Source organism: Lactobacillus porci (assembly GCF_009695985.1).
In the GTDB taxonomy this organism is placed as follows: Bacteria; Bacillota; Bacilli; order Lactobacillales; family Lactobacillaceae; genus Lactobacillus; species Lactobacillus absianus.
Window position 1 is genome coordinate 52,810 of record NZ_VUMX01000003.1, and the last position, 14,669, is coordinate 67,478.

At 53.8% G+C, this 14,669-nt stretch carries 14 protein-coding genes; 2 read left to right on the forward strand and 12 right to left on the reverse strand.

Annotated elements, in window-relative coordinates; all coding sequences use genetic code 11:
* Positions 1–97 precede the first annotated feature (97 nt).
* Positions 98–535, forward strand: a complete 438-nt coding sequence (locus FYJ62_RS01850; RefSeq protein ID WP_154547182.1) for an ACT domain-containing protein — start codon at positions 98–100, stop codon at positions 533–535.
* A gap of 169 nt (positions 536–704) precedes the next feature.
* Here FYJ62_RS01850 and FYJ62_RS01855 read toward each other — a convergent pair whose 3' ends face one another.
* The 4 genes from FYJ62_RS01855 to FYJ62_RS01870 form a co-directional block, all read right to left on the reverse strand.
* Complete coding sequence (locus FYJ62_RS01855) at positions 705–2,495, reverse strand: ABC transporter ATP-binding protein (protein WP_154547184.1); 1,791 nt, start codon at positions 2,493–2,495, stop codon at positions 705–707.
* The gene (locus FYJ62_RS01860) at positions 2,488–4,254 is read right to left on the reverse strand and encodes an ABC transporter ATP-binding protein (RefSeq protein ID WP_154547186.1); all 1,767 of its coding nucleotides are present in this window, start codon (positions 4,252–4,254) and stop codon (positions 2,488–2,490) included. Before FYJ62_RS01860 ends, FYJ62_RS01855 begins: the two co-directional genes overlap by 8 nt.
* A 100-nt stretch (positions 4,255–4,354) precedes the next feature.
* On the reverse strand, positions 4,355–4,579 hold the full coding sequence (locus tag FYJ62_RS01865) for a YneF family protein (protein ID WP_154547188.1): 225 nt from the start codon (positions 4,577–4,579) through the stop codon (positions 4,355–4,357).
* Between the two features lie 131 nt (positions 4,580–4,710).
* Positions 4,711–4,953 (reverse strand): DUF896 domain-containing protein, encoded by a 243-nt coding sequence (locus tag FYJ62_RS01870; RefSeq protein ID WP_154547190.1) that lies wholly within the window; start codon positions 4,951–4,953, stop codon positions 4,711–4,713.
* 157 nt (positions 4,954–5,110) lie between these two features.
* Here FYJ62_RS01870 and lexA point away from each other — a divergent pair, with 157 nt between their 5' ends.
* On the forward strand, positions 5,111–5,728 hold the full coding sequence (lexA, locus tag FYJ62_RS01875) for a transcriptional repressor LexA (RefSeq protein ID WP_154547192.1): 618 nt from the start codon (positions 5,111–5,113) through the stop codon (positions 5,726–5,728).
* Between the two features lie 75 nt (positions 5,729–5,803).
* Here the strand turns inward: lexA and FYJ62_RS01880 are convergent, their stop codons facing one another.
* The 8 genes from FYJ62_RS01880 to trmD all read right to left on the reverse strand — a co-directional run bounded on the left by FYJ62_RS01880 (position 5,804) and on the right by trmD (position 14,667).
* Positions 5,804–6,676 carry a transporter substrate-binding domain-containing protein gene (locus FYJ62_RS01880; protein ID WP_407657282.1) on the reverse strand — a complete coding sequence of 291 codons (873 nt, stop codon included), beginning with the start codon at positions 6,674–6,676 and terminating at the stop codon, positions 5,804–5,806.
* A 196-nt stretch (positions 6,677–6,872) separates the two neighbouring features.
* On the reverse strand, positions 6,873–7,412 hold the full coding sequence (locus FYJ62_RS01885) for a hypothetical protein (protein WP_154547194.1): 540 nt from the start codon (positions 7,410–7,412) through the stop codon (positions 6,873–6,875).
* 90 nt (positions 7,413–7,502) lie between these two features.
* The gene (locus tag FYJ62_RS01890) at positions 7,503–9,725 is read right to left on the reverse strand and encodes a DEAD/DEAH box helicase (RefSeq protein ID WP_154547196.1); all 2,223 of its coding nucleotides are present in this window, start codon (positions 9,723–9,725) and stop codon (positions 7,503–7,505) included.
* Positions 9,726–9,735: 10 nt separating this feature from the next.
* Positions 9,736–11,064, reverse strand: coding sequence for an ATP-binding protein (locus FYJ62_RS01895; RefSeq protein WP_154547198.1), 1,329 nt, complete (start codon positions 11,062–11,064; stop codon positions 9,736–9,738).
* 3 nt (positions 11,065–11,067) lie between these two features.
* Entirely contained in the window at positions 11,068–12,966 is a 1,899-nt protein-coding gene (locus FYJ62_RS01900) for a TerB N-terminal domain-containing protein (RefSeq protein ID WP_195837369.1), read from the reverse strand.
* 85 nt (positions 12,967–13,051) lie between these two features.
* A complete protein-coding gene (locus FYJ62_RS01905) occupies positions 13,052–13,207 on the reverse strand; it encodes a hypothetical protein (protein ID WP_154547202.1) in 156 nt (51 codons plus the stop codon).
* Positions 13,208–13,330: 123 nt separating this feature from the next.
* On the reverse strand, positions 13,331–13,678 hold the full coding sequence (gene rplS / locus FYJ62_RS01910) for a 50S ribosomal protein L19 (protein ID WP_154547204.1): 348 nt from the start codon (positions 13,676–13,678) through the stop codon (positions 13,331–13,333).
* Between the two features lie 260 nt (positions 13,679–13,938).
* Positions 13,939–14,667: a tRNA (guanosine(37)-N1)-methyltransferase TrmD gene (gene trmD / locus FYJ62_RS01915; protein WP_154547272.1), complete on the reverse strand. Its 729-nt coding sequence runs from the start codon at positions 14,665–14,667 to the stop codon at positions 13,939–13,941.
* Between the last annotated feature and the right edge of the window lie 2 nt (positions 14,668–14,669).

Genomic DNA, 14,669 nt, shown 5'->3' on the forward strand with positions numbered 1-14,669 from the left:
CAATTAACAACATAGTATCATTCTAGACATGGACTGACAAGATCTTCCCACAAGCATATTAAACAGAAATTAAAAATAACTTTCAAGGAGGAAATACATGGCTTCAGAATACTTTTACGTTAATAAACAAATTCTGCCCGACTATCTGGACAAGGTCATCCTGGCTCGGGAGCTCCTGGAAAACCATGAAGCCACGACCGTCACGGAAGCCACCGAGAAGGTTGGCATCTCCAGAAACACCTACTACAAGTATAAGGATTACGTCTTCCGGGCCAGCGATTCAGGCATTTCCCGCCATGCCGTCTTGTCCATCATTCTGGCCGACGCGCCTGGCGCCTTGTCCGCGGTCTTGTCCTGCCTGAGCCAGCTGAAGACCTCCATCTTGACGATCTCGCAGGCCATCCCCATTGCCGGCAAGGCCAACCTGCTGCTGTCCCTGGACATCAGCCAGCTGGCCGTTGAGATCGACGAGCTGGTGACTTCTTTGGAAGAGCTGCCCTTAGTCAAGCACGTGCACCTTGATGCCTTGGAATAAGCCAGCTGTTCGAATGTTATAAAAACGCGGCAGTTGGGGACTTTAGAGCTTCACTCTGCTGTGATTTAAGATACATCAAAAGGCTTCCAGAAGTTTCCACTTCTAGAAGCCTTTTTTTCAGACTCATTTGCTTGCAATTAGCTTTTGAGATCCTTACTGTATTTTGAGCTTATTCAGCGCTCTGCTGCAAGGTGTAAAGGTCATAGTAGTAGCCCTTTTGCGCCAGCAGCTCTTCATGGGTTCCGTGCTCGACGATCCGCCCCTTGTCCAAGACGATGATCTGGTCAGCATCCGCAATCGTGGACAAGCGGTGGGCTATCGCCAGGGTCGTGCGCCCGCGGCGCAGCTTCTGCAGGCCTTCTTGAATCAGGCTTTCGGTTTCCGTGTCGACGTTGGCGGTGGCTTCATCCAGAATCAGGATCTTGGGATCGGTCACCAAGGTCCGGGCAAAGGAGATCAGCTGCCGCTGGCCGCTGGAGAATTCAGAGCCGCCTTCAATCACTTGGGCATGGTACTTGCCCGGCAGCTCCTCAATGAAGCGGTCAGCTTGCACCGTCTTGGCAGCTGCCTGAATCTGCTCATCCGTAATTTGCTCATTGTAGAGTCGAATGTTTGACGCGATGTCGCCATAGAACATGAACGGCTCCTGCAAGACCAGCCCCAGCTTCTCGCGCAGCTCTTCCTTGCTGAAGTCACGGATATCGTGACCGTCAATCAGGATCTGCCCATCGTGGAACTCGTAAAAGCGCATCATCACGTTGATGATGGAGCTCTTGCCCGAACCCGTGTGGCCAACGATCCCTAAAGTCTGTCCTGGCTCAAGGGTAAAGGAGACGTCATGCAGGACGTCATTTTTGCCATCGTAGCTGAAGGACACGTGCTTGAATTCGATCTTCCCCTGCTCAATCTTGGCATCAGCCTTGCCGGCTTGCACAGGCTCATACTCGTCTTCATCCATGATCTTGAAGATCCGCTTCCCGGCCACGATTCCGTCAGTAAAGAAGGTCAGACTGTTCATCATGTCATTCAGCGGGTTGAAGAAGTTCTGAACGTAGTTGGCAAAAGCATAGATCAAACCCGCCGGCACGAAGACCCGGTGCAAGGGGTAGCCAAACCAGACCAGGCTGGCCGCCAGGGCCAGGGAGTAAAGCAGGCTGGTAAAAGGCGAAAGCAGCAGCGAGTTGGTCTTGATCAGCTTGAAGCGGGTCCGCATCTGCTCTTGGTTGGTCTGCTCAAAGTCAGCAGCGATCCGCTTTTCCTGGCGGAACTGCTGGATGACCGACATCCCCGAAATTGCCTCTTCCAGCTTGGTGTTGATCAGGGAGTTTCTGGCCCGGAACTCGTGGTAGGTCTTGGAATTCAGGTGGTTGTACAGCCAGATGACCAAAATGATCACCGGGACGAAGCAAAGGACGATCAAGGCCGCGGTCTTATCGGCTGAGAACATGGCAATTAAGGCCGTAACCATGGAAATGATTCCCAGCATGAAGGCACTGAAGACCTGCATAAAGTTGCTCAAGGTCATCGTGTCGTTGGTCACCCTGGACAAAATGGAGCCAGCAGGCGTTTGGTCAAAATAGCGCATCCCCAATTTGTGAATGTGGGCATAAAGCTCTCTTCTGACCCGTTCCAGGGACCGCTCACCGGCCAAGGCATACAGGTATTCATACGTAAACTGGAAGACCGCTTTAATGACGATCCCCAGGCCATAAATCAGGGCCACTCCCCAAATCACCTGCATGCTGGCGCTCTGGCGGCGCAAAAAGTGGTCCATGTAGTACTGAAGCCAAGTCGGCAGCAGCATGTTGATCACGGACACGGCAACCATCCCGCAGACAGCCAGCAGCAGCTCGCCTTTGTAGTTCAAGATGAACCGGCATAGCCGCTTTAAGATCTGCCACTGTTCCTTGACGCTGATCGTCTGGTTCCAGACTGATTGGGATTGGTCTTCATTATTCATCGCTTTCACCTACCTTCGCGGCCAGTTCCTGGCGCCGCCACATGCGGGCATACCAGCCATTCAATTTAAGCAGCTCCTCGTGGGTTCCGCGCTCAGCAATCTTGCCCTGGGCCATGACCAGAATTTCATCGGCATCCATGACGCTGGACAGGCGGTGGGCGGCAATGACGGTCGTCTTGTCAGCCCGCTCGGCCCGCAGGTTGGCCAGAACTGCCTTTTCCGTCTTGGCATCCACGGCCGACAAGGCATCGTCCAGGATCAGAATCTCGCTGTCGCGCAGCAGCGCCCGGGCAATCGACATCCGCTGCTTTTGCCCCCCAGACAGGGAAATCCCGTTTTCCCCAACCATGGTGTCATAGCCCTTTTCAAACAAAAGGATGTCATCATGCAGAGCACTCTTCTTCGCTGCTTCCTCCACTTCCTCCAGACTGGCCTCCGGCTTGGCAAAAGCAATATTGTCGCGGACGCTGGTCGAAAACAAGAAGTTGTTCTGCGGCACGTAGGAGATCTCGTTCAAGTAGACGTCCAGGGGAATCTGGCGGATGTCCCGCCCGCCAAAAACGATCCGGCCGCGGTAGTTGTCAAATTCCCGCATCAAGAGCTGGATAATGGTCGTCTTCCCGGAACCGACCCGGCCCACCAGGCCAAGGGTCTGGCCCGGCTTTAAGTCAAAGTCGATGTCGCTTAAGACGTCCTGGTCCGGCTCATCGGGATAGGCAAAGGCAACCACGTGGCAGCGCAGGTCGCCGTGGATTTTCGGCATGCTCTTCGTGTCCAGCCCTTCCCCAGCATCGGCAATCAGGGATTTTTCATGAAGCAGACCCATGATCCGGTCATAAGAAGCGCTCCCGCGCTCCAAAATGTTGAACAAGTAGCCGATCGCGAACATTGGCCAGACCATGGTCCCAATATAGGCCACGAAAGAAATCAGCTGGCCCAGCGAAATCGTCTTGTTGGTGACCATGGTCCCGCCATAGACGATCGTAATCATGTAGGTGATCCCGATGATTATCGTAATCAAGGGGTCATACAAAGAGTCGATCCGGAAGACCTTGCGGTTGACGTCAACCGTCTCATAGGTCATCTTGTTGAAGGCCGCCGCGTCCTGCTGGCTTTGGCCAAAAGTCTTCAAAACCTTGATCCCGGACAAGGACTCTTGGGTCTTGTTATTCAGACGGGAAAAAGCAGCCTGCGAGTCCAGGTAGGCATCGTGCAGGCGCGTTCCCAAGTATCTGGCCAAGACGGCCAAAAATGGCAAAGGAATCATGGCAACCAGCGTCAAGCGCCAGTCAACGAAGCACATCATGGCAATCAAAGTTGCCCCGCCAGTAAAGATGGCGTCGACCAGGGTCAAGACCCCGTCGCCGGCCACGAACTGGACCGCCTGCACGTCATTGGTGGCTCTGGCCATCAAGTCCCCGGTCCGGTAGCGCTGAAAGAAAGTCCGGTCCATCTGCAGGAAGTGCCAGAAGAGCCGCCCCCGCATTTCTTTCTCCAGTTCTGCCGCTCCGCCATAGATTTCCTTGCGCCAGTAGAAGCGGAACAAATACAAGGCCAGGGCCGCGACCAAAATGGCCCCGATATAGCAGGCAAACTGCCCCCAGCTGATCTTGCCCTGATCCAGCTGGTCAGCCATCATCCCCAGGATTCTGGGTGGAACCAGGTTGGCCGCTGAGGTCAGGATTAAGGCCGTAATCCCCAGCAGGTAGCGCTTCTTGTGGGCCTTGAAGAACCAGCCCAGCTTAGCAAAAGTATCCATCTTTCACCTCCAAATATTCAAACACTCCAAAATAAATTGACATATAAAAAGGCAGCAGGAGAAAATCCCTGCTGCCCCAGTCCGGCAAAAACGCTTCTGCCTAGTTCTTTGCTGATTGATGCTTGATCATGTTCATCACTTGGTTGACCTTCTTGGCAGAAGGCTTTTGCCCCATTTGTGACATCATTGCTTCAACCATTTCGCGGGTAATTGGGGGATTCTTTTTAAAGTAATTCTTCATGTAAGCCCGCGCGCCGTAGAAACCAGCCACAGCACCCAGCAGAGCTGCCAAGATAATTAAAAAGATCGCCAAACCTAAATTCATAACTGATTAACCTCCATTGGCCTTAATTCAGCTTGCCGCCGGAAAAGCGTTCCGGCCCAGCCGCTTGTAGATAATACAAATATTATCTTACAAAACTTCCGGCAATTTTTAAAGAATAAATTGAAAGCTCTTTAGCGAATGCCCTTTTCCTTCTGGATCTGCTTGGCCTTGTCTGGAGTAATGTCATTGCCTTCCTTGTCAACCACGACCAGGTTGTCCAGCTGCTGGCGAAAGCCTGCTCTGAAGTTGGCGATGAACTTCTGGTGCAGCTCTTTTCTTTCCTGCTCTTCTTCCTTACTCAGGCCTTCAGCCTGCTTCTTGTGGTACAAGTGGTTGATTCTCTTTCTAAGCTTTTCTTCTTCCTTTGGGGTCATCAAACTGCCGCCTTTCCATTCTTGATTTCGAGTAATAGTCTACTCTTTTTAAGATCATAAAAAAAGTTTAACGCTTAGAACGTTTGTTTGTAAATTCCGGTCATGTCTGCTAAAATCAATATAGAACAGTAAATAAGGATTTTACGGGATTAAGACTATGAACCACGAAAACAAACAATTAGAAATTTTGCAGTACATCTATGATACGGTTGAAAGTCGCGGATTCCCGCCAACGGTTCGCGAAATCTGTGCCGCGGTTGGACTTTCTTCCACTTCAACGGTCCATGGCCACTTAGTGCGCCTTGAGCGCAAGGGACTCCTGCAGAAGGACGCGACCAAGCCGCGGGCCATGGAAATTACCCCGGAAGGGCTCAAGGTCCTGGGCATCAAGCCGAAAGACATTCCTGTCGTCGGGGTGGTAACCGCCGGTCAGCCAATTCTGGCCGTTGAAACGATTGAAGACTACTTCCCGACCCCGCCAGACCTCAAGAACGAGGCCGACGAGCTCTTCATGCTGAAGGTCCACGGGACTTCCATGATCAACGCTGGCATCTTGAACGGGGACTACGTGATCGTCCGCAAGCAGACCAATGCCAGCAACGGCGAGATCGTAGTGGCCATGACCGATGACGATGAAGCCACGGTCAAGCGCTTTTATAAGGAAGACGGGCACTTCCGCCTGCAGCCGGAAAACGACGCGATGGCTCCCATCATCCTGGATCAAGTCCAGATCCTGGGCAAGGTCGTTGGCCTCTACCGCAATGACATCAACTAGTCGCCAAATATTAAGCAGCAAATTAAAAGGCAAGTTCCAAATGGAGCTTGCCTTTTTGCCTGCTTTTTTGACAATTTACTGGATCTTGACCTTGGTTGACTCAGCCTGCTTGACATTGAAGCCGGAAACCCTGCCAAACCATTTTCTGACCAGACGGTCGTAAGTCCCGTCCTGGCGTACGGTCTTCAAGGCCTTGTTGATGGCCTGGCGCATCTGGTCCTGGCCCTTCTCTACCCCGATCCCGTATGGTTCTTGGGCCAAGGCATCCCCGGTCAGGGTAAACTTGTCGTCATCGGCAATCAGCCCGGCCAAAATGCCGTTGTCATCGATCATCGCGTCACCTTGGCCAGCCTTTAAAGCGTTAAAGGCTGAGCCATAGTCATCGAACTGCTTGACTTTGGCCTTAGGGGCCAGCTTGGCCACCTGATTGGAAACGTCGGTCCCCTTGATGGCAATGACGACCACTCCTTTATGGTTCAAGTCAGCGATATTTCTGATCTTGCCGGTCTTTTTGACGATCATTGATTCTGACGCGTCAAAGTAGACGTCAGAGAAGTCAATGACCTTCATTCTTTCCTTGGTAATAGTCATCGTTGAGATAACCGCGTCCAAGGAGCCGTTGTGCAGCAGCGTGATCCGGGTCTTTTCCGTAATCGGGCGGAAGACTGCTTTCCCCTTTGATCCAAGGATCTGCTTGGTCAGGGCCTTGGCCAGGTCGATTTCAAAGCCCTCGATCTTCCCGGTCTTCACATTGGTCAAACCAAACAGGCGGGTGTCAGGACGCACGCCCCAAACGATCCGGTTGGTCCGCTTGGCTCTTTCATAAGTGGTCTCCGCTTTCTTGGAGCAAGCCGAGGTCAAGCCGGTCAAGGAGCAGACCAGGGACAAAAGCAAGAGAACACGAACAATTTTCTTTAGGTGGCTGGGCAGCTTTTTCATGATTTTCATCTTTCCTTCATTTCAAAATCTAAGTCATATTATACCCGATTGTGAGGAAAGTTCCTTTTATTTATAAAAATTGGTATTTTTTCTTAAAAAATAAAGTTTTTGTCCCGGTGAATTTGCCAATATTATCAATCTTGGCAATCAAAGCCCTTACTTGAATGATTTTTTCCTTTAAAAAGTTAATTTCGAACATTCGGCTTTAGCCGTAATCGACGTTTCTCATCCGCGTCCACAGCTTTGAAAGCGGTTGGCCTCCGATCTTATATGCCAGCAGCTCATCGAGGCTGCGGAACTTGGCAATGAAAGCTGGGTCAGCCTGCTTGGAATAATTGGTATAGGTCAGCTGCCGGTAGCTCTGCTGGTCGCTGTTCTCTGCCAGCAAATACTGACGGCCATCCAGGCTGAACTGAATCTCGCAGCCGTCCTTGATGGTCTGGACGAACTCCTCCAGACTGTCAAACCTGATGTACCAGCAGCTGACGTCCGTCAGCTCGCTCCATTGTTCTTTCAAAGTCCGGCCGTTGATCTTGCAAGTCAAAAAATCCTCAATGGTCGCAAATGAAGCGGTGACCGCCGGGTCATTGCAGTTGATCAAGGTCTTGGTGGCGTCAGAGTCAGGATCCTCGTCATCCACCAGCAGCCAGGGATCTCCGCCCAAGGTAAAGTGCAGCTCGTCGCTTTTTCCGGCCTGCTGGGCCAATTCGTCAAAACTGTTTATGGGACACTGGGTAACAGACATCTTTGTCCTTTCTTCACGAAACAAATAATCAAGCTCTGCATTTCTCTTTTTCCTTCTGCTCAGCTAATTCGTGCTTTTCATAACTTTATTCTACCGCATTTTTTCCACGCAGCGGCGCATTTCCGCCAGATCCAGGACGCTTTCGGCAAACTCCTTCCGGACCAGCTCATCCGGCAGGTATTCATCATATTTGTCAAAGACCGGCACTTCCTTGGGGTAGACTAAATCCAGCGGGTCAAAGTCCTTGCTGGCCTCTTCTTTGACGATCGCGAAGAAGTCCTCGGGGCTGACGTCCATCGAAAACTGCATGTAGTAGGGACGCACGGAATCGAAGTTCTTCAAGCCCAGGCGCTTGGCGCACTTTAATTTCAAGAGCCGTTCCAGGGCCAGGAAGGCATACGTCCCGGTCCAAGGAAACAGGCACCAGGTTTTGCCGCCCAGGTTGACCAGCTGCTTGGCCGGCATCCCCGCCATGCTAGCCATCGACCGCGTCTCGTTCAAGCGGGCTACGGCATTGGCCATCAAATATGGGTAGTTGCGGTCTTCTGACAAAATCTGCCGCATCCGCTCCAATATGCGGGGATGAATGTCCCCTGGCACGTCGCCAAAGTAAGCGGGGATCCGCCCCTTGACCCGGTGGACGTAGACCTGGTGGCGCTGGCGGTCGATTTCTTCAACCACCCACACGTGGCCCGCGATGGCCACCTTGTCGCCAATTGGGGGCGGCTTGACGATCGTGCCCAGCTCTTCTGAAGCTGAGTGGACGCTGTATTCTTCATTTTCCTGGAAAACGGCGTAGAACTTGAAATTGTTGGTCACCCGCTCCCCGCTCAGGCCCACGATCAAGCCCTTGTTTTCGGTCCACTGGATCTGGTCGGTCTTGAGCAAATGGCGCAGGAGCACTTTGTAGTCAGCTTGGGAGACCCGGTGAAAATATGACAAAGACAGGACCCGGGAAGCCAGTTCTGCTGGCGTCATCTCTCCCATCGACGCCAAGGTGCTCATGGTCTGGTGGTACAAAAGGCTGTATGGCAGGCGGTTTTCCCGCGGCGGCTCCACCCAGCGTTCTTCAAGATACAGCTGGACCAGGGCAATCCCCTGCAATAAGGGCCATGGGAACAAGACCGGCAGCATGGCCCGGCTTTCCGGGTGATCTTCGCGCATGACGAACCACATTTCCGGCGGGTTGCCCCGCCGGCCGGTCCGCCCCATCCTCTGCAAAAAGCCTGAAACCGTAAAGGGAGCGTCAATTTGAAAGGCCCGCTCCAGCTGGCCGATGTCAATGCCCAGTTCCAAAGTCGCCGTCGCGCAGGTGGTCAATTTGACATTGTCGTCCTTCATTGCTTCTTCCGCGCTCTGGCGAAAGGCAGCTGACAGATTGCCATGGTGGATCATGAAGCGGTCCGGCTCATGCTTGGCCTCGCAGTACTGGCGCAGCACCTGGCAGACGGCCTCGCATTCCTCCCGGCTGTTGGTAAAGACCAGGCACTTCTTCCCCCGGGTATGGTCAAAGATATAGGCCATGCTGGGATCGGCCATTTCCGGTGCCTGGTCGCTGGCCTTGGCCAAAGGCGGCTGCCCCGCCGCGCTTCCGGCCCCAGCCTGGGGATCGGTCTTGTAAAAATGCTCCATTGACAAGCGCCAGACCTGGTGGTCGTCTTTAATCTTGGGAATCGAGGTCTTGCGCCTTGAGCCAGCAGCCAGGAACCTGCCGGCCGCTCTTGGATCCCCAATCGTCGCTGACAAGCCTACCCGCCGGGGATCGCAAGCGGCTAAGCGACCCAGGCGCTCAATCAGGCAGAAGGTCTGCCCGCCCCGGTCGCTGCGCAAAAAGGAGTGCAGCTCATCGATCACGATGTAGCGCAAGTCGCCAAACAAACGGGGAATATCCGCGTGCTTGTTGATCATTAATGACTCCAGCGATTCCGGCGTAATCTGCAAGACTCCGGACGGGTGCTTGAAGAGCTTGCGCTTTTGACTCTGGGACACGTCGCCGTGGTAGCGCCAAACCGGAATGTCCCCGCCAGCGCACAGGTCGCTGAGGCGCAGGTACTGGTCGTTGATCAGTGCCTTTAAGGGGGCGATGTACAAGCAGCCCACTGAGTCAGGCGGATCCTGAGCCAATTCCGTCAGAATCGGGAAAAAAGCAGCCTCTGTCTTCCCTGAGGCAGTGGCTGCTGACAATAGCAGGTTGTTGTCGGTGTTGAAGATCACATCGGCGCCTGCCAGCTGGATGGCCCGCAATTTCTGCCAGCCATGCTCATAAATATAGTCTTGGATAAAGGGGGCATAATGCCCGAATGCATCAAACATGATTTATCCCTTAAATCGTAAATTCCGCATATTCATCCGTCTTGTCGTCTGAAACGGCGTCAGACTTGGCATAGGCAAAATCATCGCTCTCCAGGAGTTCCTTGACGGAAGTGCCGGGGTTCTGCCAAACGATGTCGAGCAGCTCGATAAAGTCGCGGATGACCTCCCGCGGGGTAATATTGGTGTCGGACCCAATCCGGGCAAACTCCGTCTTGATAAAGGCCTCCAGATCCGCTTCCGTAATGGTCTGCTCATAGCCGTACAGACCAGCATGCATGGCCGCCAGTTTCTCGGTCAAGACCAGCATCTCTTCGGGGGTCAGCGGATCAAGCTTGATCACCGGGGCATACATGTCCCGAGCGCCAGCCTTGGCAAACTTGCCTTCAGCCAGACGCGAGCGCAGGGCCTCATATGAGTAGACGCCCCGGCGCCGGTCTTCAATCGCCTGGGGCGTTCCGCACATGATGATGCCCAAATGCTTGGCCTTGCCTTGCATGGCATCATTGTACATGGCCAGCAGCTTTTCATAGTTGTACTGGCGGCTGATGGCGTTGGGGATCTTGTAGAGGTTGACCAGCTCATCGATCATGATGAACATGCCGCTGTAGCCGGCCTGTCTGAAGAAGCTGGCAAAGAGCTTGAGGTATTCATACCAGTCGTCATCTGAAATGATGATGTTGACGCCCAATTCCTTCCGGGCATCGGTCTTCAGCTTGTACTCTCCCCTGAACCACTTGATTACCTTGCCCTTGGTGGCTTCATCCCCGTCAACGTAGGCATCGTAGTACATCTGCAGGAGCTTGGCGAAGTCAAAGCCGTGCACCAGCTCGCTAAGGCTGGAAATCACGGCAAAAATCTTCTGGTCCACGGCCTCCTTAAAGGCCGGGCTGGCAAAATCCAGCCCGCTTTCCTGGGCCACGCTGGTCTGCAAGTTGTTGATCCAGCGGTCCAAGACCAGGTTCAAGGCTCCGCCTTCTGGCCGGGTCTTGGTGGCCAGGTTCTGGATCAGTTCCCGGTAGGTCGCCAAGCCCTGTCCCTTGCTTCCTTGCAGGCGCCGTTCCGGCGACAGGTCGGCGTCAACGACGACAAAGTTCCGGTCCATTACGTAGTTGCGGATGGTCTGAAGCAAAAAGCTCTTCCCTGACCCATAGCGGCCCTCAATAAAGCGGAAAGATGCCCCGCCTTCCTGCACCACCTCAACGTCGTGCAGCAGGGCAGCAATTTCCGCCTTGCGGCCGACGGTGACGTAAGGCAGGCCAATGCGGGGCACGACCCCGCCCTTCAGGGAATTCAAGACCGTTTGCGCGATTCGCTTGGGAACTCGTTTTTTCTTTTCCAAAATTTATTCCTCGCTTCCAAATAAATCTGACAAGTCATCCCGGTAGTCTTCAACCAGTTCCGGCTCAGTGCCGGCAATTTCGATGACGGAGTCGCCAATCTCGTCAAAAAGCTTCTCGTTGATGCTGTCCGCCAGGACCTCGGTGAGCAGGTGGTGCTGCTTGACGTAGCCGCTCACGCTCTTGCCGGCCATCAGCTGCTGGAGCACATAGCCTTCTTCTGGCGTCAAGTCAAACTGACCAAAAGATTCCTTGCATTCTTGGCTGGGGGCTGCTTGCTGGCTGGCTGCGGCTTCTTGCTCTGCTTCAGCCTCTTGGGCTTCCAGCTGCCGTTCTTCTTCAGTCAGCAGGCTCTCCCGCGTTTCAGCCGCGTCGCCCCTGATCTTGGCCAGACTGGCCAGGTTCAGGTGAATCTTCGGCTTTTCGCGCTCGGCTTCTTCACGCAGGTAGGTCTTGATCCCGGCTTCGATGGCCTCTTGCAGGGCAGCAGGCAGGGGACGCTCTTTCATCTTGCGCCCGCGTCCAAGCGCCAGGCGGCTGCGGCGGTCAATCTCGTGCAGCAGGTCTGGCAGCAGCTTGTGCTGGCGGACGGCTGGCCAGTAGACCTCGCTGGTCCACTTGCCGTCTTTGCAGCGGTAGGTCACGGCCTGCCCAACCTGGTAAGTGGCCGCCTCAATTGGATGGGGGCTGTAGAAGGCGGCATCCGCGAACAGGTGCATGGGAAAGACCGACTTCTCGCCGACCAGCTGCTGGGCCAGCTGCTTAGGTGAAGACTTGATCTCTTTCCAGACGTCAGCCACCAGGCTGGCATACTTTTCAGGGTCTTCCTTCAGCAAGGGATTGGCTCCCGGCTTGCTCTTGGCCAAGGTCAACAGAGCCTGGTAGACCCTGCTGTCCCCTTCAGCGTCCGCCAGCAAGGTTTCATACGGCTCAGCCCGCTTGATTTCTTCGGCAAATTCCTGCTCTTCTTCCTCTGGACTGAGCTTTATCCCGTAATAGACCAGGTAGCCCTGGATCAGATGCTTCAAATCCCAGATCGTCAGCTGGTCCTGTCCTTGATAATGCTCTTGCAAAAGCTGCAGCTGCCTGAGCCCGGCAAGCGGGTCTTTTATCCCGATCTGGCAGACGATTTCACTGGTTAGCAGGTACAAAAAGCCCGACTTGGCTGGGGCAAAATCCCCCTGTCTGACCCGCGAGCGCCAAGAGAAGTAGTCCCGCAGCTCCTTAACTGACAAGTCATGGTAGACCGGCCGGCGAAAGCGAATCTGGCCGGAATAGGAAAAATTGTCCTCATAGTCGGCCATCATCATCCCTTGATAGTAAAAGTTGGCTTCCCGCCGGGTCGCCACTGGCAGCTGGTAGTCATATGACTCCAGCATCCGGCTGATAGCGGGCGGGGTGTCGTCTCGCCCGCGGACCGGAGATTTGGAACTGAAAATGACGTCTGAGCCATGATGACTGACTCGGCGATGGTCCGACCGCTTGACGAAGCTGCCCCGCTCAGGGATCGCTGCGTCCTCATATGGCGACTCATCGTTGCGGTCGGCCACGTAAAACATGTGCTCACGCCGCTTGACCGCTGGCCGGCCAGCTTGATAGGCCGTGTCCAGGGTCTTGAGCAGGAAGCGGTCATTCAGCTCGGGCGCGGTCAGGTCAACTCCCAGCCACCCCCGATCCTTGATGCAGATCGGCGCTCCAAAGCCAGGCTGCTTGGCCAAAAAAGCCGCGATCGAACCGCAGTGCAGGTCAAGGCCTTCTTTCTCCCCCTGCTTGATCAAGAGGGCGAAAGCAGTCTCAGCTCCTGGAACGATCAAAGCCGCCATGCTGACCTCGCCGCTGGTGATAAAATCGACCCCCAAGCCATACTTCTTCTGGACGTATTTGGCTAGTTCTGACAAGCGCATGCTTTCACCTCCATCTTTCTGTCTGTTACATATTATATAGAACGAATGTTCTAAGCACAAATGATATCCACTTTTTTCTGCTATTTTAGCGAACTTGTCCATTCAAGGCAAAAAGCTGGGTCAGCAGGTCCTTGTTGGCCAAGATCGCCAGGGCCCTGATTTTATAGCCGGCCTGCCAGCTTGAGCAGTTTTTCCAGGTGGATGCCAATACGGCAAAGGCTTTCAGTTTGCTAGTATCCATCTTGACCTCATCTAATTCGTTTTTGTTAATTATAGACCAAACCGCCAGACAGTTGCCTTGGCGATCAAGGGCAAAAATAAAAAGCCATCCCAATGGGATGACTTTTTAGCGTCAATCTTAGAATTAACGACGACGTTCTGCGATACGAGCAGCCTTGCCTGAACGAGCGCGCAGGTAGTACAGCTTTGCACGACGTACGCGGCCGTGACGGGTAACTTCAACCTTGGCAACACGTGGAGTGTTAACTGGGAAGGTCCGTTCAACGCCAACGCCGGAAGCGATCTTACGAACAGTGTAGGTAGCACCGATGCCAGTGCCCTTCTTCTTGATTACGACGCCTTCGAAGATCTGAATACGTTCGTGAGTACCTTCAACAACGCGGACGTGAACGCGAACCGTGTCACCGGCGCGGAATTCAGGCATGTCGTCACGAATTTGTTCTGCAGTCAATTCTTTAATTAATGGATCCATTATTGTTTCTCCTTCTACGGCATTCATTCGCCACCTCGTGGCCAGCGGAACACCCCTAATCTTGATGATTGGCAAAATGCCACGCTTATTAGCTTACCATCTTTGTCCTGGCAAAGCAAGCTTCTTCAGTCCAAAATCTGCAGCAAATCTTCCTTTCTCAGGCTGCTGCTAGAAACGGGTTCAGCGAACAAGATGCCTTGGGCCAGCTTCAAAATGGCCTCTTCAACCGTATCCAAGGAAAAGTCATCAAATCACCTTTTCTATTGTTCTTGCTCGCTTTCAGCCTTAATGTCAAGCAGCATCTGCTGCTCTTCTTTGGTCAGCTCCCGGCCTTTCAACAGGTCCGGGCGCTTGAGGAAGGTCGTCTTTAAGGCCTGGTAGTGGCGCCATTCGTCAATCTTGCCATGGTTGCCGGACAAAAGGATGTCTGGCACCTTTTGCCCTTCAAAGTCAGCGGGGCGGGTGTACTGCGGATATTCCAAGAGCCCGTCGGAAAAGGACTCTTCCACCGGCGACATGGCATTGCCCAGGATGCCTGGCAGCAGGCGGACCGTGGCGTCAATCATGCTCATGGTTGGCAATTCCCCGCCCGTCAGGACGTAGTCGCCAATTGAGACGATCTCGTCAGCCAGACCGTAGATCCGGTGGTCAAAGCCCTCAAAGTGCCCGCAGATAAAAGTCAGGTTCTCTTCTTTTGACCAATCCTGGGCCATCTGCTCATTGAAGGTCCGCCCTTGCGGAGCAGTGATGATCACCTTGCCCTTGTTTTCCAGCGATTCCAGAGCTGCCTTGATCGGCATGATCTGCAGGACCATCCCGGCCCCGCCGCCATATGGGGTGTCGTCAACGGACTTGTGCGGCCGCTCTGAGAAGTCGCGGAAGTTGACCAGATTCAGCTTCCACTTGCCGTCTTCCTGCCCCCGGCCCAAAAGCGAAACCTGCAAGGGGGTGAACATGTCTGGGAACAAAGTCAGCACATTAACGTTCAGCA

Excerpts from the sequence above, each read along its gene's own strand:
- FYJ62_RS01850 (WP_154547182.1), top strand. The coding sequence starts at position 98 with ATGGCTTCAGAATACTTTTACGTTAATAAACAAATTCTGCCCGACTAT.
- FYJ62_RS01855 (WP_154547184.1), bottom strand. The coding sequence starts at position 2,495 with ATGAATAATGAAGACCAATCCCAATCAGTCTGGAACCAGACGATCAGC.
- FYJ62_RS01860 (WP_154547186.1), bottom strand. The coding sequence starts at position 4,254 with ATGGATACTTTTGCTAAGCTGGGCTGGTTCTTCAAGGCCCACAAGAAG.
- FYJ62_RS01865 (WP_154547188.1), bottom strand. The coding sequence starts at position 4,579 with ATGAATTTAGGTTTGGCGATCTTTTTAATTATCTTGGCAGCTCTGCTG.
- FYJ62_RS01870 (WP_154547190.1), bottom strand. The coding sequence starts at position 4,953 with ATGACCCCAAAGGAAGAAGAAAAGCTTAGAAAGAGAATCAACCACTTG.
- lexA (WP_154547192.1), top strand. The coding sequence starts at position 5,111 with ATGAACCACGAAAACAAACAATTAGAAATTTTGCAGTACATCTATGAT.
- FYJ62_RS01880 (WP_407657282.1), bottom strand. The coding sequence starts at position 6,676 with ATGAAAATCATGAAAAAGCTGCCCAGCCACCTAAAGAAAATTGTTCGT.
- FYJ62_RS01885 (WP_154547194.1), bottom strand. The coding sequence starts at position 7,412 with ATGTCTGTTACCCAGTGTCCCATAAACAGTTTTGACGAATTGGCCCAG.
- FYJ62_RS01890 (WP_154547196.1), bottom strand. The coding sequence starts at position 9,725 with ATGTTTGATGCATTCGGGCATTATGCCCCCTTTATCCAAGACTATATT.
- FYJ62_RS01900 (WP_195837369.1), bottom strand. The coding sequence starts at position 12,966 with ATGCGCTTGTCAGAACTAGCCAAATACGTCCAGAAGAAGTATGGCTTG.
- FYJ62_RS01905 (WP_154547202.1), bottom strand. The coding sequence starts at position 13,207 with ATGGATACTAGCAAACTGAAAGCCTTTGCCGTATTGGCATCCACCTGG.
- rplS (WP_154547204.1), bottom strand. The coding sequence starts at position 13,678 with ATGGATCCATTAATTAAAGAATTGACTGCAGAACAAATTCGTGACGAC.